Origin of the sequence: Burkholderia sp. HI2761, from assembly GCF_002223355.1 — a bacterium.
Classification (GTDB): Bacteria; Pseudomonadota; Gammaproteobacteria; order Burkholderiales; family Burkholderiaceae; genus Burkholderia.
Genome location: NZ_NKFN01000009.1, coordinates 67,634 through 85,274, shown reverse-complemented (window position 1 = coordinate 85,274; position 17,641 = coordinate 67,634). Strand labels below are relative to the sequence as shown.

Genomic DNA, 17,641 nt, shown 5'->3' with positions numbered 1-17,641 from the left:
GGTCGCGCACGAACCTCCGCAACACGAAAACGAAAGTCGTCCGGCGCCCGTGCGCGCCCGGCCGAGCCCCGTTCACCCGTCCGGAATCCGTCGCCATGAAAAAGCTTGTGAACCGCCCGTCCGACGTCGTGCGAGAAATGCTGGAAGGCATCGCACGGCAATCGCCGCATCTCGCGATCCTCGGCGACGAGCACGTGCTCGTCCGCCAGCCGCTGCCCGAGCCGTCGCAGCGGCCGGTCGCGATCCTGTCCGGCGGCGGCAGCGGCCATGAGCCCGCGCACGGCGGCTATGTCGGCGAAGGGATGCTGAGCGCGGCCGTATGCGGCGAAGTGTTCACGTCGCCGTCGACCGACGCGGTGCTCGCCGCGATCCGCGCGAGCGCCGGCCCGAACGGCGCGCTGCTGATCGTGAAGAACTACACCGGCGACCGGCTCAATTTCGGGCTCGCCGCCGAGCTCGCGCGCGCGGAAGGCATTCCGGTCGAAATCGTCATCGTCGCCGACGACGTGTCGCTACGCGGCCGCGTCGAGCGCGGCCAGCGGCGCGGGATCGCCGGCACCGTGCTGATCCACAAGCTCGCGGGCGCTGCCGCCGCGCGCGGGCTGCCGCTCGCCCGCGTCGCGAGCATCGCGCGCGACGCGGCGGCCGAGCTCGGCACGATGGGCGTCGCACTCGACGGCTGCACGATCCCGGGCGCCGACAAGTCGGGCTTCAGCCTCGCCGATCACGAGATCGAGCTGGGCCTGGGCATCCACGGCGAGAAAGGCGTCGAGCGCCGCGCGCCGCTGCCGGCCGATGCGCTGGCCGACACGCTGTTGTCGAGCATCGTCGCCGATCTCGTGCTCGACCGCGACGAACGCGTCGCGCTGTTCGTCAACGGCCTCGGTGCGACGCCGGACATGGAACTCGCGATCGTGCTGCGCGCCGCGTTCGACAATCTGAGCCGGCGCGGCATCGTCGTCGCGCGCGCGTGGGCCGGCACGTTCCTGTCCGCGCTGAACATGCCCGGCTGCTCGATCTCGGTGCTGCGGCTGAACGACGAGCGCGCGGCGCTGCTCGACGCGCCGACGCAGGCGCGCGCATGGCCGGGCGGCGGCCTCGTGAACACGCAGATTCGCGTGGCCGCGGCCGCGTCGCAGGACGCGCCGCAGCCGCCGCTCGATGCGGCCGGCCGCGCGTGGGCCGCGCGCCTGCAACCTGCGCTGCACGCCGTCGCGCAGACGCTGATCGACCACGAGCAGACACTGACGGATCTCGATGCGGCAGCCGGCGACGGCGATCTCGGTGCGAGCATGCGGCGCGCCGCGCAGGCGATCCTCGAATTGCCCGACACCGCGTACGGCACGCCGTCCGGTGCGCTCGCGGCGCTCGGCGCCTCGTTGCGGCGCGCGATCGCCGGCAGCTCCGGGCCGTTCTATGCGACCGCGCTGCTGCGCGCGTCGCGCCGGCTGGCCGATATCGCCGAGCCGTCGCCGCGCGACTGGGCCGCGGCATTCCGCGCGGCGGTGGATTCGATCGGCGAACTCGGCGGCGCGCGAGCGGGCGACCGGACGATGCTCGATGCGCTGGTGCCGGCCGTCGACGCCTTCGGCCGCGCGCTGGACAGCGAGCGCGACCCCGCGAGCGCATGGACGGCGGCCGTCGAAGCGGCCGAGCAAGGTGCGGAGGAAACGACGCGCATGACGCCGCGCGCGGGACGGGCAAGCTATCTGGGCGAGCGGGCGATCGGTACGCCGGACGGCGGTGCGGTGGCTGTGTCGTACTGGTTGCGGGCGTTGCAGCCGCACGTCCGGTAACGGACGCGCGGCCGCGCTCAGACGCCCTCGACCAGCACCGCGCGATAGCGGGCGCCCTTGAAGCGGTGCTGGACGACCTTCTGGTATTCAGCGCCGTGATACCACGCGTGCGCGGCCTCCTTCGACGGGAACTCGACGATCACGACGCCTTCCGGGCCTTCGCCCTCGAGGATCTCCTGCGGACCATATGCGGCGAGCACCTTCACTGGATGGCTGGCAAGGGTCGCACCGACCTGGCTCGCGTAGATGTCGAGTTCATGCTGGTCCTGCGTGCTTTCCCGTGTAAAGACGATGTAGGTCGCCACGATATGCGCTCCGGATGAATGATGAAAAAAAGGGACGCCACGCGCTGCACGGCCCGATGAATCGCGCGCGGCAGTGCGCAGCTTACCGCCGTTCGCCGGCCGGCGCCGCGGCGAGCCGGCCACGGCCTGCGCGGGCCGCCCGGCCCCGGCACGGGAAAACCCCGATCCCCACATCGTCCTATGACATCGGGCGTCGCGAATTGGCGGGATTACTTTGATCCTCGTCGGCGCCCGCCCGGGCGCATGCTGATAGCGAGGACCCCTCATGCGATACGTGCCATCGTGGACTTCCGTTTCCGCCGCGTCGTCGATTCCCGACGACGCGACCACCCAACGCGGCGACGAGCCGCACTGTCTGCCGCGGGTCGCGATCGCGGCCGCCGCCCTCGGCAACGCGACCGAATGGTTCGATTACGGTATTTACGCGTATGGCCTCGCGTACATTTCCGCCGCGCTGTTTCCCGGCAACACCGCGAGCGCGACGCTGTTCGCGCTCGGCACGTTCGCGGTCTCGTTCCTGATCCGCCCGCTCGGCGGCCTGTTCTGGGGGCCGCTCGGCGACCGGCTGGGCCGCAAGCGCGTGCTCGCGTTGACGGTCCTGACGATGTCGGGCGCCACGTTGCTCGTCGGCATGCTGCCGAGCTACGCGACGGCCGGCTGGCTCGCACCGGCCGCGCTGATCGTGCTGCGCATGGTGCAGGGCTTCTCGACCGGCGGCGAATACGGCGGCGCGGCCACCTTCATCGCCGAATATGCGCCCGATTCGCGGCGCGGCCTGTGCGGCAGCTTCCTCGAATTCGCGACGCTCGCCGGCTTCTCGCTCGGCGCGTTCCTGATGCTCGGCTTCGCGCTGCTGCTCGGCGATTCGGCGATGCATGCGTGGGGCTGGCGCCTGCCGTTCCTGGTCGCGGCGCCGCTCGGCCTGATCGGCTTCTACCTGCGCTCGCGCCTCGAGGAAACGCCGGTGTTCCGCGAACTCGAGGAACAGGCGCACCGCCGCGAGAAAAGCGTCGCCGCCCCGCTGCCGATCCGGCAGCTGCTGGTGCGCTATGCGAAGCCGCTGCTGCTGCTCGGCGGCCTCGTCGTCGCGTTGAACGTCGTCAACTACGTGCTGCTCGCGTACATGCCGACCTACATGCACAAGGAGCTCGGCGTCAGCGAGAACATGTCGCTGCTGATCCCGCTGATCGGCATGCTCGCGATGATGGTGCTGCTGCCGTTCGCCGGCTGGCTGTCGGACCGCGTCGGCCGCAAGACGATGTGGTGGATCTCGCTCGTCGGGCTGTTCGTCGCGGCCGTGCCGATGTTCACGCTGATGACGCACGGTCCGCTCGGCGCCTTCATCGGCTTCGCGGTGCTCGGCGTACTCTACGTGCCGCAGCTCGCCACCATTTCCGCGATGTTCCCCGCGATGTTCCCGACCCACGTCCGGTATGCGGGCATGGCGATCGCCTACAACGTGTCGACGTCGCTGTTCGGCGGCACCGCGCCGATCGTCAACGACTGGCTGATCGGCAAGACCGGCAACGCGCTGATTCCCGCCTACTACATGATGGCCGCCTGCGCGGTCGGGTTGATCTCGCTGCTGGCGGTGATCGAGACGCGCGGGTGTTCGCTGCGCGGCGACACGCTCCCCGGCCAGCCGGGCTGACCCGCACGCCGGCGGCGCCCGGCTTCCCATAAACGGCATCCATGGCATCGCCCGCCGTCCGGTAACGGACGGCGGGCGATGTGCATTTCGGGCGGCGAAGCCCGCTGCCGGATTGTTGTTCTCCGGACAACACGATGTGCGCGCGTACGGCGCTGTCGGCACGTGTCGGCCGTCACTACAATCGCTGACACGTTCGATCGAAATCCGGTCGAACCGAAGCGCGACCGTCACGATCGCGCTCGCGAACCGCGCGGTGCCGCGCGGCTTAATTCCCTCGACGAACAGGATTACTGAACATGAACGCACCCATCCGCAACGTCCAGCCCGTAATCGCCCGCCTGGGCAACGAAGGCTCGGGCGAGCTCGTTTCGTCCCGCTACGCCGTGCGCATCGGCGAGGTCGATGTCGTGCTGATCAGCGACGGCGTGCTGCCGCTGCCGACTTCCACCATGTCCACCAACGTGAGCGAAGCGGACCGCAACGCATGGTTCGACGGCCGTTTCCTGCAACGCGACATGTTCGACTGGGCGCTCAACATCGCGCTCGTGCGCAGCGCCGATCGCCTGATCCTGATCGATTCGGGCGTGGGCGACGGTTTCGAATACTTCACGCGCGCCGGGCGCTCGGTCATGCGCCTGGAATCGGCCGGCATCGACCTGGCCGCGATCACCGATATCGTGATCACGCACATGCACATGGATCATGTCGGCGGGCTGAACGTCGACGGCGTCAAGGCGAAGCTGCGCCCGGACGTACGCATTCACGTCTCGGCCGCGGAAGTGGCGTTCTGGAAAAATCCCGACTTCAGCAAGACGGTGATGCCGGAAACCGTTCCGCCCGCACTGCGCAAGGCGGCGGCGAGGTTCGTGGAACTCTATGGCGAAAACATCGTGCAGTTCGACCGGACCGTGGAAGTCGCCCCGGGCGTGTCGGCGCGGGTGACGGGCGGCCATACGCCGGGGCACTGCGTGGTCGACGTCGCATCGAACGGGGAAAAGCTGACGTTCGCGGGCGACGCGATTTTCGAAGTCAACTTCGACAATCCCGACTGGCAAAACGGCTTCGAACACGATCCGGACGCGGCGGTCGACGTGCGTCTCGCGCTGTTCAACGAAGCCGCGGAAACCGGCTCACTGCTCGCCGCGGCCCACGTCGCGTTCCCGTCCATCGGCCACGTTGCAAAAACGGGCGACGGGTTCCGTTTCGTTCCGGTCGTGTGGGATTACTGAGTGACGAGCGGTAGCCGACACACACCGCAGGCGATGCACTGACGGTTTTTCCAAACCGTATCGGCAAGAAAAAACGCCGCCGCACTTGCATGCGGCGGCGTCACCTCACGCGCCGAAGCGCGTGTCAGAACCGTTGAACACTCACGCGACGGCGGAAATATTCCGCTCGGCGACCTCGTCCACCGCGTCCTTCACGATGCCGACGATCTCGTCGGCTTCCTCGCGCGTCATCACGAGCGGCGGCGCAAAGCCGAGAATGTCGCCATGCGGCATCGCACGCGCGATCACGCCGCGCTGCAACGCGGCCGCCGACACCTGCGCACCGATCTTCAGCGCGGGATCGAACGGTGTGCGCGCGTCCTTGTCGGCCATGAACTCGAGCGCGGCCAGCATGCCGACGCTACGCACCTCGCCGACGAGCGGATGCGCACCGAATGCGTCGCGCAGCTTCGCCCCGAAGTAGCCGCCCACGTCGGCCGCGTTGCCGACCAGGTTCTCGCGCTCCAGAATCGCGAGGTTCGCGAGCGCGGCGGCCGCGCATACCGGATGGCCCGAATACGTCCAGCCGTGCCCCATCGGCCCGTGTTCCTGCGAGCCGCGCGCGATCACGTCCCACACCTTCTCGCCGACGATCACGCCCGACAGCGGCGCATAGGCGCTCGTCAGGCCCTTCGCGACCGTGATCAGGTCGGGCTCGATCCCGAAGTGCTGCGCGCCCATCTTCGAGCCGAGACGCCCGAACCCGCACACGACTTCATCGGAGATCAGCAGGATGTCGTGCTTGCGCAGCACGGCCTGGATCGCCGGCCAGTAGCCGGCCGGCGGTTCGATGATGCCGCCCGTGCCCATCACCGGCTCCGCGATGAACGCGGCGACCGTGTCGGCGCCCTCGCGTGCGATCAGCTTCTCGAGTTCGTCGACGCAGTACGCGACGAACTGTGCTTCGTTCATGCCGGCCGGCGCCTTGCGATACCAGTGCGGACACACCGTATGCTTCACGCGGTCGATCGGCAGGTCGAAATGCTGGTGGAAGCTCGGCAGGCCCGTGAGGCTGCCCGTCACGATGCCCGAGCCGTGATAGCCGCGCTCGCGCGAGATGATCTTCTTCTTGTTCGGGCGGCCGAGCACGTTGTTGTAGTACCAGACGATCTTGACCTGCGTCTCGTTCGCGTCGGAACCCGACATCCCGTAATAGACCTTCTTCATCCCCGCCGGCGACCAGTCGATGATGCGCGACGACAGCTCGATGATCGCGTCCGACGCGTGGCCGACGTACGTGTGGTAGTACGCGAGCTGCTTCGCCTGTTCGTACATCGCGTCGGCGACTTCGGTGCGGCCGTAGCCGATGTTCACGCAGTAGAGGCCGGCGAACGCGTCGATATAGCGCTTGCCCTGGTGATCCTCGATGCGGATGCCTTCGCCGCCGCGCACGATCTTGCCCGGCAGCGCGCCGGTCTCGTGGTCGTACGCGTGCGTCGACGGGTGCATGAAGTGGGCGCGGTCCTCGCGCAGCAGTGCGTCGATCGATTTTTTCATGATGAGCTCCTTTGAATGGGTCAGGCCGTCGCCGCAACGGGCAGGCCGAGATTGCCGAGGCAGAAGTACTTGGTTTCGGTGAACGGCTCGAAGCCTTCGGCGCCGCCTTCGCGCCCGAGGCCCGACGCCTTCATCCCGCCGAACGGGATCGGCGCGCCGGTGAATTTCACGCCGTTGACCGACACCATCGCGAAATCGAGCCGCCGCACGAGCTGGAAGATCGTGTCGATGCGCGTCGCGCATACGTAGGCGGCGAGGCCGTACTCGGTGTCGTTGGCCGTGTCGACCGCTTCGTCGAGCGTGTCGAATGCGCCGACGGCCGAGATCGGGGCGAAGTTTTCCTCGTCGACCACCCGCATGCCGGGCTCGGCATCCGCGATCACGGTCGGCTCGTAGAACCAGCCGCCGAGCGCATGCGGCCGGCCGCCCGCGACGATGCGCGCGCCGCGTGCCCGCGCATCCTCCACGCGCGCCACGGTCGCGTCGAACGCGGCCTGATGCATCAGCGGGCCGACGTCGACGCCCTGCTCGAACGCCGGCCCCGTCTTCAGCGCGCGCACCGCGTTCGCATACCGTTCGACGAACGCGTCGTACAGCGGGCGGGCGACGAGTATCCGGTTCGCCGCGCAGCAGTCCTGGCCGGACGTCTGGAACTTCGCGCCGACGGCAATCCGCACCGCGTGGTCGACATCCGCATCCTCGGTCACGATGAACGGCGCATTGCCGCCCAGTTCGAGTGCGATCTTGCGGATGCCGGCCTTCGCGGCGGTCTCGGTCACGAGCCGCCCGACGCGCGTCGAGCCGGTGAAGCTCACCGCACGCACGCGCGCATCGCCGACCAGCGTTTCCATCGCCATCTGCGGCTCGCCGAGCACGACGTTGAACACGCCGGCCGGGAAGCCGGCCTCGTCGGCGAGCTGCGCGAGTGCGAGCGCCGAGAACGGCGTTTCGTGCGCGGGCTTCACGACCACGGTGCAACCGGCCGCGATCGCGGCCGCTGCCTTGCGCGTGATCATCGCGGCCGGGAAATTCCACGGCGTGATCAGCGCCGCGACGCCGACCGGCTCCATCACGGTGCCGAGATGCGCGCCGTCGATGTGCGTCGGGATCGTGCGGCCCGCGACACGCTTCGCCTCGTTCGCGAACCATTCGACGAAGCTCGCCGCATAGCGGATCTCGCCGCGCGCTTCGGCCAGCGGCTTGCCCTGTTCCAGCGACAGCAGCGCGGCAAGATCGTCGACGTGACGCAGGATCAGCGCATGCCAGCGCAGCAATGCCGCGCTGCGCACCGCTTGCGGCGTCCAGCGCCAGGTTCCGTACGCGCGCTGCGCGGCGTCGACGGCCGCGACGATCTGCGCGCGTTCGAGCATCGGCACGTGGCCGATCACGGCCTGGTCGGCGGGGTTCACGACGGCGACCGTCGCGGCACTGTCGCTGTGGATCCAGCGACCGTCGACGTAGCAGGTCGACTTGAACAGAACGGGGTGTCCGGGCAGCATGCTGCGTCTCCTCGTTGGTGGGCACGGACTTCATTCTGGCGCGCCCGCGCATGCGGAAATTTCGGTTTGCGCGGCCGGAAATGCCGGTTTTTTCCGTATTGCCGCGCGCCGGCGCGAACTTTTACAGCCAGTCCGGCGCGCCGCCGGCGGTGCACTTCACGACCTTCGTCACGATGTACGTGAAGTAGCGCTCGATGCCGAGGTCTTCCATCAGCAACGCATCGATGAAGCGCTGGTAATGGTCGATGTCGCGCGCGACCACGTGCAGCACGTAGTCGACGCCGCCGCCCGTCGCATAGCACTGCGCGACCTCGGGCGCCGCTGCCACCCGATCCTCGAAGCGCCGCATGTCGGGCGCGGTGTGCCGCGACAGCGTCACCTCGACGACGATGCGGCTACCGGAGAACGTGCCGATCCAGTCGACGTCCGCGCGATAGCCGCGGATCACGCCGCTTTCCTCCAGCTTGCGCACGCGCTCCCATGCCGGCGAAATCGACAGGTTCACGGCCTCGGCGAGCTTCGACTTCGTGATGCGCCCGTCGCGCTCGAGCAGGCGCAGGATCGCGAGGTCGTATCGGTCGAGCTTGATCACGTTATGCGTCGCCCCAGGTCACCACCGGGATGTTGCGCTCGACGATGTCGGCCACCACCGCGATCGTGTCGCCGGTCTGCACGATGCCCGGAAAGTGCCGTGCGGCGAGCAGCCCGCGCCGCCGCGCGACGTATTCGACCGGCGTGACGCCCGTGCGGTCGATGTCGTGCACGCGCGCGAGCACGTCGCCGGCCTCGACCTCGCTGCCGAGATCGACGCATATCTCGAGCAGCCCGCGATGCTCGCTGGTCGTGTAGCAGGCACTGTCCGGCATGTCGAGCAGTGTCGTCGTGCGCGGCGCGCCGCTCGCGCCGGCTCCGGCCCGCTCGCCGTCGCGCCGCGCGAGCACGCCGGCATGCGCGAGAAAACCGCGCACGCCGCGCTCGGCGATCGCGACGCTCGCCGCCGTCGACGTGCCGCCGCCGCCCAGCTCGGTCGACACGAACACCTTGCCGGCTTCTTCCGCCGCGCTGTCGTAGAGGCCGACGCTGTCGAGTTCCAGCATGCGCATCGAATACGGCGCACCGAATGCACGCATCGCGCGCTCGCAGCGCGCTTCCTGGTCGCGGTCCTCCAGCACGTGAATCGCCGCGAACGGCACGAAGTCGAGTGTGCGGCCGCCCGCGTGAATGTCGAGCACGTGCGTCGCGAGCGGCAGCAGGTGGCGCTGGAAGTAATCGGCGATCTTCTCGGTCACGGTGCCGTCCGGCCGGCCCGGGAAGCTGCGGTTCAGGTTGCCGGCATCGATCGGCGACGTGCGGCAACCGGCACGGAACGCCGGGTAGTTCATGAACGGCACGACGATCACGCGGCCGCTCACGTCGGCCGCCTTCAGCGAACCGGCGAGCTTCGACAGCGCGACCGGCCCTTCGTATTCGTCGCCGTGATTGCCGCCGGTCAGCAACACCGTCGGCCCGTCGCCGCGCTTCACGACGGTCACCGGAATCATGATCGCGCCCCACGCGGAATCGTCGCGCGAGTAAGGCAGCTTCAGGAAGCCGTGCTGTTCGCCGTCCGCGTCAAAATCGACGGTCGGCGTAATCGGGGAAGCACGCATCGCCCTACTCCTTCACGAACAGCTTGCGCGGCACATTGCAGAACGTCTCGACGCCGGTCTCGGTGATCAGGATGCTTTCCGTGATCTCCAGCCCCCAGTCGTCAAGCCACAGCCCCGGCATGAAATGGAACGTCATGCCGGGTTCGAGCACCGTACGGTCGCCCGGACGCAGGCTCATCGTGCGCTCGCCCCAGTCGGGCGGATAGCTCGCGCCGATCGGATAGCCGCAGCGGCTGTCCTTCTCGATACCCGCGCGGCGCAGCACCGCGAAGAACGCGTTCGCGATGTCCTCGCACACGTTGCCCGGCTTCGCGGCCGCGAGCCCCGCTTCGATTCCGTCGACCACCGCGCGCTCGCCTTCGATGAAGTGCGCGGGCGGCTTGCCGAGATAGACGGTGCGCGACAGCGGGCAGTGATAGCGCCGGTAGCAGCCGGCAATCTCGAAGAACGTGCCGGCGCCGCGCGAGAACGTCGAGTCGTCCCAGGTCAGGTGCGGCGCGGCCGCGTCCGCGCCGGTCGGCAGCAGCGGGACGATCGCCGGATAATCGCCGCCGAAGCCGTTCGCGCCGCCGATGCCGGTCGCATAGATCTGCGCGACCAGGTCGCTTTTCTTCATGCCCGGCTCGATCGTCTCGACGATGTGCGCATGCATCCGCTCGACGATGCGCGCGGCCGCGCGCATGTATTCGATCTCGCGCGGCGACTTCACCGCGCGCTGCCAGTTGACGAGTGCGGTCGCATCGACCCAGCGCGCAGCCGGCAGATGCTTCTGCAGCGACGCATACGCGGCGGCGCTGAAGTAGTAGTTGTCGAGCTCGACGCCGATGCGCAGCGTGCTCCAGCCGCGCGCCGCGATCACCTCGGTCGACAGGTAATCCATCGGATGGCGCGCGGTCGACTGCACGTAATGATCGGGATAGCCGACGATGTTCTCGTGCGCCATGAACGCGGTGCGCTTCGCGCCGTTCGCGTCCTGGCCGCGGCCGAACCACACGGGTTCGCCGTCCAGCGCCAGCAGCACGCACTGATGCACGTAGAACGACCAGCCGTCATAGCCGGTCAGCCAGCCCATGTTGGTGGGGTCGGTGACGATCAGCAGGTCGATGCCGGCCCGCTCCATCGCCGCGCGCGTCTTCGCGATGCGCGCGGCATATTCGCTGCGTGCGAACGCGAGACGCGGCGCGGCTTTCTGGGTTTCGATGACTGCGGACATCTGTCTCCTCTCAAGTCGTGAGGTCGTTGTGAAAAATCGTGCCTACTTCGGCCGCACGCGCGCGTTGCAGCGCGAGCACGGCAATCGCGGTGTCCTGCGCGCCGGTGCCGGTCAGGTCGCAGATCGTGATGTCGTCGCGATGCGTCCGGCCGTCACGGCGGCCGGCGATCACTTCGCCGAGTTCGGGAAACACGGCATCGGCTGCAACGGCCCCGGCTGCGATCGCGTGCGCGAGTTCGCCCGCCACGCGGGTCTGCTGCAGCCGATCGCAGAAATAGCGTGCGGCGCCGAACACCGACGGCGCGAGTTCGGTCTTGTAATCGGCGTCCGAACCCATCGCCGTCACGTGCAGACCGGGATGCAGGTCTTCCGCGTGCACGAGCGGCGCGCGGCTCGGCGTGGTCGTGACCGCGATGTCCGCGTCGGCCAGCGCCGCATGCACCGAGCGCGCGACCGTCGCATCGATGCCGTGCGCCGCGCGCACGTCGGCCGCGAATTCCGTGGCCCGCGCGGTATCGCGCGCCCACACCGTCACGTGCGTGATGTCGCGCACGAGCATCAGCGCGGCGAGTTGCAATCGCGCCTGCTCACCCGCGCCGACGATCGCCGCGCGGCGCGCATCGGCACGCGCGAGCCGCCGCGCGGCCACGGCGCCGGCCGCCGCGGTGCGTACGGCCGTCAGGTAGCCGTTGTCGAGCAGCACGGCCTCGGTCAGGCCGGTGCGCGCGGACAGCACGAGCATCAGCCCGTTCAGGCTCGGCAGCCCGAGCGACGGGTTGTCGAAGAAGCCCGGGCTGACCTTGATCGCGAAGCTGTCGAAGCGCGGCAGGTACGCCGTCTTCACGTCCACTTCGGCGTGGCGCTCCGGCAACGCGAGATTCAGGATCGGCGGCATCACGACCGCGTCGGTCGCGAGCGACGCGAACGCGGCCTCGACCTGGTCGATCGCGGCGAGATCGAGCGGCACCAGCGCACGCAGTTGCGCCTGGCCGAGCAACGTGACGGGATGGGCCATGTCAGTTCTCCGAAACGAGCCGGCGATGTGCGGCCATGTCGATGTTCGCGCCGCTCACGACGACCACGATCGGGCCACCGCGATCGCGACGCGCGATCCGCTCGTCCAGCAACGCGGCGAGGCCGACCGCGCCGGCGCCTTCGACGACGAGCCGCTCTTCCCGATACGCATGCGCGATGCCGCGCGCGATCGACGGCTCGTCGAGCAGCACGACGTCGTCGGCCAACGCGCGTGTCATGTCGAACGTGTAGCGGTTGTCGAGGCCGATGCCTCCGCCGAGCGAATCGGCCAGCGTGGGCTGCTCGTCGATGTCGACCGGGCGGCCGGCCGCGAGGCTCGCATGCATCGCGGAGCCGCGCGCCATCGATACGCCGATCACCTCGATCGGCGGCCGGATCGCCTTCGCGGCAAACGCGACGCCGCTGAACAGGCCGCCGCCCGACAGCGGCACGACGAGCGTCGCCGTATCGGGCAGCGCCTCGAGTATCTCGACACCGATCGTCGCCTGCCCCGCGATGATGCGCGGATCGTCGAACGGCGGCACGTACGCATAGCCTTCGTCGCGCGCGAGGCGCCGCGCTTCGATCTGCGCGTCGTCCTGGCTGTCGCCGACGATCACCACGCGTGCGCCGAGCGACGCGACCGCATCGACCTTGTTGGCCGGCACGAGCGACGACATGCAGACGGTCGCGTCGATGCCGAGCGCGCGTGCCGCATGCGCGAGCGCGCGGCCGTGGTTGCCGGTCGACGCGGTGACCACGCGCGTCACGCGCTGCGCCGCGAGTTCCGCGAGCGCGTTGGTTGCGCCGCGCAGCTTGAAGCTGCCGGTCGGCTGCAGCGTTTCGAGCTTCAGGTAGACCGGTGCGCCAACGCACGCGGACAGCGCGGCGGACGCGACGAGCGGCGTACCGTCGGCGCGCCCGGCGAGGCGACGGCGCGCGCGGTAGACGTCGGACAGCGACAGGAAAGACATGGAACGCACGCCTCGCGACGAATGTGATGCGATCCAGTCTAATGTTCCAAATCGCGCTTTCGAATGTCCTGATACATTGCGCGCGATATCGCGGCAGCGCCGCCGGTTCAGTGGAAATCGTTCAGGTGCGGATACTGTTCGAACACGCCCGCGATCGTCTCGAGCGCTGCGTTGCACGCGGCATCGGAAGTTTCGGCGCCGATGCACACGCGCACCGCGTTCGGCCGCTCGGTGCCGCCGACGAGAAACGGATCGGGCGACGTCACCGCGATCTTGCGGGTGCGCAATTCGCGCACGATCCGCTCGGCCTGCCAGTAGTCGGGCACGCGCAGCCATGCCGAAAGCGCGTTCGGATGCGCACCCAGCACGTACGGCCCCAGCGCGGCCTTCACCATCTCCTGGCGGACGGCGAGCCGCTGGCGCTGCAGTTCGACGAGCCGCCGCGCGGTGCCGTCGGCGATCCAGCGCGTCGCGATTTCCGCGATCGGCGACGTCGCCATCCAGCTGCTCACGCGCAGCACGCTCTCGACGCGCAACGCGAGCCGCCGCGGCATCGCGAGATAGCCGGTGCGCAAGCCGGTCAGCACCGATTTCGTCATGCTCGTGCAGTAGAAGCCCAGCTCCGGAATCAGGCTGGCGATCGGCGTGCCCGTCTTCTCGGGGAGCGGGCCGTACACGTCGTCCTCGATCACGTAGACGCCGTAGCGCGTCGCGATGCGCGCGATCGACCGCCGCCGCGAATCGGTCATCAGCGACACGGTCGGGTTATTGAGGGTCGGCGTGCAGACGAGCGCGCTGATGCGCTCGCCGTCGCACATCTCCTCGAAGTGTTCGGGACGGAGGCCGTGCTCGTCCATCTCGAGCCCCTTCAGCGTAAACCCGAGCACGTTCGCGGAGCCGATCACGCCGTGATCGGTCAGGCTCTCGCACAACACGGTATCGCCCGGCCCGACGATCGACGCGAGCGCGAGAAAGATGCCGTGCGCCGCGCCGTTCGTGACCAGCAGCGATTCGCGGTGCACCGGCATGTTCAGCGACGCGAGCCACGCGGCGCCGGCGTCGCGATGCGCGTCGAGGCCGGCGATCGGCCGAAACGAGCGGATCCACGGCTGATCGTCGGTGCCGGCCAGCGCCGCGCACACGCCGCGCCACGCGGCATCGTGCTCCGGCGTGTGCACGATGCGCGCGATCGAGAAGTCGACCAGTTCGCGCTCGGTCGTATCGAGGATGTAGTTCGACATCGATTCGGTCACGCGTGCGGCCACGAAGCTGCCGCGGCCGACCTCGCAGCGGATCAGTCCCTGGCGTTCCAGCTCCTTGTACGCATTGGTGACGGTCTGCACGCTGACGCCGAGGCTCGATGCGACGTCGCGCTGCGGCGCGAGCCGTGCGCCCGGCGCGAGCGCGCCGTTCTCGATGTCGCCGGCGATCGCCTTCACGAGCCGCTTGTATTTCGACTCGATGCTGTGCACCGCGCCAATTGCGTCGCGCCAGCCTGCCGATACCTCGGTCCGTCCCATCTCGATGTCTCCGTCGTGGCTTCCGCATGGTCGCTCAGAAAGACACCCTGAAAATATTGTCCTAGTGCAATCGCGTGCGAATGCAGGACGTTACGGGTCGGATCGGGGGTGCAATCGGCGTGCCCGTGCGAATACGGGGCCACCGGCACTTTTATTGTTCAGACGAATGTCGCGGGCCGCCTACCCTCGCAGAATGCGCGGTGCATCGAGGATCACCGACGTGTCGACCCACCCTGCAGTCGAGCGCTACCGCCGCGCCGCCGCTCGCATCCACGGCGTCGAGCACGCGCCGCGCCCACGCCCCACGCCTGCTCGTCGTCGGTCCACGCATACGCGCGATGCGCCGCATCGAGCTGCTTCGGGTTGGATGCACGGCTTTCCGCCGAAGCAGAACCGCCGCGCGCCGCGCACCGTGCTGCCGGACGGTTCTCGTCTGACCATTCAATATAGTCGCCGCACGCACGCGGACGGCTCGGGATCGCCACCCTCACAGCTTGACCACGGCCGGCACGCCGCCTAGATTGCTTCAGACGAGCCGGCCGTGCCGCATGCGCTGTGTCATCCGGGTGACAAAAACCGATAGTTTGCTATCGAATGATTTTGCCCTATCATCTCGCCCATGACCAATCTGCACGACCTCCGCCTCGCCGTCAGCAGCCTGCTCGTGCTCACCGCGCGCAAGTGGCGCCGCACCAGCGACGGCGTGCTGACCGCGTACAACGTATCCGAGGCCTGCGCGACGCCGCTGCTGATCGCCGGCCGCCTCGGCGAAGGCGTGCGGCAAGGCACGCTCGCCGAGCACGTCGGCATCGAAGGGCCGTCGCTCGTGCGCCTGCTCGACCAGCTGTGCGCGGCCGGCCTCGCGCGCCGCGACGAGGATCCGCACGATCGCCGCGCGAAGACGATCTCGCTGACGGCCGCCGGCCGCGCGATCACCGCGAAGATGGAGGAAGACCTGCGCGCGCTGCGCGCACAGGTGCTCAAGGGCGTGTCGCGCGCCGATCTCGAAGCGACGCTGCGCGTGCTGAACGCGTTCAACGCGGCCGACCCGCATCCTTCGGCGTCACACCCGTCGCACCCGTCCCGCCCCGTCGATTCCGCGTCATGACCTATCCGAGCCTTCGCGACTGGCTGTTCTCGGGCAAGACGTTCGCCGCGTCGATGCTGGCGCTGTACCTCGGCCTGTATTTCCAGTTGCCGCGCCCGTACTGGGCGATGGCGAGCGTCTACATCGTGTCGAACCCGTTCGTCGGCGCGACGCGCTCGAAGGCGCTGTACCGCGCGCTCGGCACCGCGCTCGGCGCGGCCGCCGCGATCTTCTTCGTGCCGCCGTTCGTCGAGACGCCGCTCCTGTTCAGCATCATCGTCGCGACCTGGTGCGGCACGCTGCTGTACCTCGCGATCTCCGACCGCACCGCGCGCAGCTACGTCTTCATGCTCGCCGGCTATACGATGCCGCTGATCGCGCTGCCGACCGTCACCGATCCGTCCACGGTATTCGACGTCGCGATCGCGCGCACCGAGGAAATCGTGCTCGGCATCGTCTGCGCGAGCGTGGTCGGCAGCGCCGTGTTTCCGAACCGGCTCGCGCCGACACTGATCGAGCGCACCGACGCGTGGTTCAAGGACGCCGCGTTCTACGGCCGCGAAACGCTGTCCGGGCACCTGGCCGGCAAGGCGCTGTCCGCGTGCCGGCAGCGGCTCGCCGCGACGATCACCGGCCTCGAGTTCCTGCTGAGTCAGTTGGGCTACGACCATGCGCATCCGCGTGTCCTCGCCCGCGCGCAGGCGCTCGCGGGCCGCATGCAGCTGTTCCTGCCGCTGATGTCGTCGCTCGCCGATCCCTTGATCGCGCTGATGCGCGACCTGCACGTGCGCCCGCCCGCACTCGACGCGCTGCTGGCCGATGCCGCGAAATGGTTCGACGCGCCGCTGCCGGCCGTCAAGACCGGCTCCGACGGCGACATGGCCCACGATCCGGTCGCGGACAACCTGCGCGAGCGCATCGCCGCGCTGCAGCCGCCCGACAGCGCGCTGGCGAGCTGGGACGGCGCGCTGCTGTCGAATGCGCTGTGGCGGCTGCGCCAGGTCATCGACATCTGGCAGGACTGCCGCTCGCTGCGCGCGCTGATCGCGAACGAGTCGGGCGTGTGGCAGCCGCGCTATCGGCACTGGCGGCTCGGCGGCACCGAGCGCTTCTTCGATCGCGGGATGATGCTGTTCTCGACGCTGACCGTCGTGTTCGCGATCGTGTTCGCGTGCTGGCTGTGGATCTCGTCCGGCTGGCACGACGGCGCGGCCGCCGTCACGCTCGTGGCCGTGTCGTGCAGCTTCTTCGCCGCGCTCGACGAGCCGGCGCCGCTGGTGTTCAAGTTCTTCCTGTCGACCGCCGCGAGCGTCGTGTTCGCGGGCCTGTATCTGTTCGTCGTGTTGCCGCACGTGCACGATTTCGCGATGCTCGTGCTGATGTTCGCGGGCCCGTTCATCTTGATCGGCACGCTGCTGCCGCGCCCGCAGTTCAACATGGTGACGATGCTCGTCGCCGTGAACACGGCCACCTTCATCAGCATCCAGAGCGCGTACGAAGCCGATTTCTTCGTGTTCCTGAACAGCAACCTCGCCGGTGTGGCAGGGCTGCTGTTCGCGTACGTGTGGACGCGCGCGACGCGCCCGTTCGGCGCGGAACTCGCGGTGCGGCGCCTGCTGCGCTCGGGCTGGGAGGACGTCGCGCGCTCCGCGTCGACGCAGCCGCTCGACGATCAGCGCAACCACGCATCGCGGATGCTCGATCGCGTCACGCAACTGCTGCCGCGCCTCGGCGCGTCCGACGACCACCGCCACCCGTCGATCGAGAGCTTCCGCGACCTGCGCATCGCGCTGAATGCGCTCGACTTGCGCCGCTCGCGCCGCCGGCTGTCGGGCGACGTGCCCGACGCGATCGATCGCGTGCTGGCCGGCGTCACCGATCACTACACGCGCTGCGCGGCCGCGAACGCGCGCCAGCCCGCGCCGCCCGCGCTGCTCGCGACGATCGACGACGCGCTGCAGCGCGTGGCCGGCCGCACGCTGCCGGGCGCCGCGCCGGCCGACGGCGCGGCCGCACCAACGGCGCCGGCCACGCACCGCCGGCTGCGCGACACGCTGCACGCGCTCGTCGGCCTGCGCCTGTCGCTGTATCCGGCCTCGGCCGCGCAAGCGCCGCAGGCGCCGGACGGAGCGCGCGCATGAGCCGGCTTTCCACCCTGTCCTTCCGAG

The 17,641-nt window shown here is 69.0% G+C and carries 14 protein-coding genes; 5 read left to right on the top strand and 9 right to left on the bottom strand.

Annotated elements, in window-relative coordinates:
* Positions 1-95 precede the first annotated feature (95 nt).
* A complete protein-coding gene (gene dhaL, locus CFB46_RS32315; protein ID WP_027786301.1) occupies positions 96-1,796 on the top strand; it encodes a dihydroxyacetone kinase subunit DhaL in 1,701 nt (566 codons plus the stop codon).
* A gap of 17 nt (positions 1,797-1,813) precedes the next feature.
* On the opposite strand, the gene CFB46_RS32310 is transcribed toward dhaL, so the two are convergent.
* Positions 1,814-2,101: a DUF1330 domain-containing protein gene (locus tag CFB46_RS32310; protein WP_027786300.1), complete on the bottom strand. Its 288-nt coding sequence runs from the start codon at positions 2,099-2,101 to the stop codon at positions 1,814-1,816.
* 265 nt (positions 2,102-2,366) lie between these two features.
* On the opposite strand from CFB46_RS32310, the gene CFB46_RS32305 reads away from it, so the two are divergent.
* Complete coding sequence (locus CFB46_RS32305) at positions 2,367-3,752, top strand: MFS transporter (protein WP_027786299.1); 1,386 nt, start codon at positions 2,367-2,369, stop codon at positions 3,750-3,752.
* Between the two features lie 296 nt (positions 3,753-4,048).
* On the top strand, positions 4,049-4,981 hold the full coding sequence (locus CFB46_RS32300) for an MBL fold metallo-hydrolase (RefSeq protein WP_027786298.1): 933 nt from the start codon (positions 4,049-4,051) through the stop codon (positions 4,979-4,981).
* Between the two features lie 141 nt (positions 4,982-5,122).
* Here CFB46_RS32300 and CFB46_RS32295 read toward each other — a convergent pair whose 3' ends face one another.
* From CFB46_RS32295 to ehuR, 8 genes are all read right to left on the bottom strand, one after another.
* A complete protein-coding gene (locus CFB46_RS32295) occupies positions 5,123-6,517 on the bottom strand; it encodes an aspartate aminotransferase family protein (protein ID WP_027786297.1) in 1,395 nt (464 codons plus the stop codon).
* A 20-nt stretch (positions 6,518-6,537) separates the two neighbouring features.
* Positions 6,538-8,016: an NAD-dependent succinate-semialdehyde dehydrogenase gene (locus tag CFB46_RS32290; RefSeq protein WP_027786296.1), complete on the bottom strand. Its 1,479-nt coding sequence runs from the start codon at positions 8,014-8,016 to the stop codon at positions 6,538-6,540.
* Between the two features lie 121 nt (positions 8,017-8,137).
* Complete coding sequence (locus tag CFB46_RS32285; protein ID WP_027786295.1) at positions 8,138-8,608, bottom strand: Lrp/AsnC family transcriptional regulator; 471 nt, start codon at positions 8,606-8,608, stop codon at positions 8,138-8,140.
* Position 8,609: 1 nt separating this feature from the next.
* A complete protein-coding gene (doeB, locus tag CFB46_RS32280; RefSeq protein ID WP_027786294.1) occupies positions 8,610-9,665 on the bottom strand; it encodes a N(2)-acetyl-L-2,4-diaminobutanoate deacetylase DoeB in 1,056 nt (351 codons plus the stop codon).
* 4 nt (positions 9,666-9,669) lie between these two features.
* Positions 9,670-10,878, bottom strand: coding sequence for an ectoine hydrolase DoeA (gene doeA, locus CFB46_RS32275; RefSeq protein WP_027786293.1), 1,209 nt, complete (start codon positions 10,876-10,878; stop codon positions 9,670-9,672).
* 10 nt (positions 10,879-10,888) lie between these two features.
* The gene (locus CFB46_RS32270) at positions 10,889-11,893 is read right to left on the bottom strand and encodes a cyclodeaminase (protein WP_027786292.1); all 1,005 of its coding nucleotides are present in this window, start codon (positions 11,891-11,893) and stop codon (positions 10,889-10,891) included.
* A gap of 1 nt (position 11,894) precedes the next feature.
* Positions 11,895-12,866, bottom strand: coding sequence for a hydroxyectoine utilization dehydratase EutB (gene eutB / locus CFB46_RS32265; protein WP_027786291.1), 972 nt, complete (start codon positions 12,864-12,866; stop codon positions 11,895-11,897).
* Between the two features lie 107 nt (positions 12,867-12,973).
* On the bottom strand, positions 12,974-14,386 hold the full coding sequence (ehuR, locus tag CFB46_RS32260) for a MocR-like ectoine utilization transcription factor EhuR (protein ID WP_027786290.1): 1,413 nt from the start codon (positions 14,384-14,386) through the stop codon (positions 12,974-12,976).
* Between the two features lie 619 nt (positions 14,387-15,005).
* On the opposite strand from ehuR, the gene CFB46_RS32255 reads away from it, so the two are divergent.
* Both CFB46_RS32255 and CFB46_RS32250 read left to right on the top strand, forming a co-directional pair.
* Entirely contained in the window at positions 15,006-15,494 is a 489-nt protein-coding gene (locus CFB46_RS32255) for a MarR family winged helix-turn-helix transcriptional regulator (protein WP_027786289.1), read from the top strand.
* Positions 15,491-17,614, top strand: a complete 2,124-nt coding sequence (locus tag CFB46_RS32250) for an FUSC family protein (RefSeq protein WP_027786288.1) — start codon at positions 15,491-15,493, stop codon at positions 17,612-17,614. The genes CFB46_RS32255 and CFB46_RS32250 overlap by 4 nt, the downstream gene beginning before the upstream one ends.
* Positions 17,615-17,641 lie beyond the last annotated feature (27 nt).

Coding starts and splice junctions, on each gene's coding strand:
- dhaL (WP_027786301.1), top strand. CDS start 96: ATGAAAAAGCTTGTGAACCGCCCGTCCGACGTCGTGCGAGAAATGCTG.
- CFB46_RS32305 (WP_027786299.1), top strand. CDS start 2,367: ATGCGATACGTGCCATCGTGGACTTCCGTTTCCGCCGCGTCGTCGATT.
- CFB46_RS32300 (WP_027786298.1), top strand. CDS start 4,049: ATGAACGCACCCATCCGCAACGTCCAGCCCGTAATCGCCCGCCTGGGC.
- CFB46_RS32295 (WP_027786297.1), bottom strand. CDS start 6,517: ATGAAAAAATCGATCGACGCACTGCTGCGCGAGGACCGCGCCCACTTC.
- CFB46_RS32290 (WP_027786296.1), bottom strand. CDS start 8,016: ATGCTGCCCGGACACCCCGTTCTGTTCAAGTCGACCTGCTACGTCGAC.
- doeB (WP_027786294.1), bottom strand. CDS start 9,665: ATGCGTGCTTCCCCGATTACGCCGACCGTCGATTTTGACGCGGACGGC.
- doeA (WP_027786293.1), bottom strand. CDS start 10,878: ATGTCCGCAGTCATCGAAACCCAGAAAGCCGCGCCGCGTCTCGCGTTC.
- CFB46_RS32270 (WP_027786292.1), bottom strand. CDS start 11,893: ATGGCCCATCCCGTCACGTTGCTCGGCCAGGCGCAACTGCGTGCGCTG.
- eutB (WP_027786291.1), bottom strand. CDS start 12,866: ATGTCTTTCCTGTCGCTGTCCGACGTCTACCGCGCGCGCCGTCGCCTC.
- ehuR (WP_027786290.1), bottom strand. CDS start 14,386: ATGGGACGGACCGAGGTATCGGCAGGCTGGCGCGACGCAATTGGCGCG.
- CFB46_RS32255 (WP_027786289.1), top strand. CDS start 15,006: ATGACCAATCTGCACGACCTCCGCCTCGCCGTCAGCAGCCTGCTCGTG.
- CFB46_RS32250 (WP_027786288.1), top strand. CDS start 15,491: ATGACCTATCCGAGCCTTCGCGACTGGCTGTTCTCGGGCAAGACGTTC.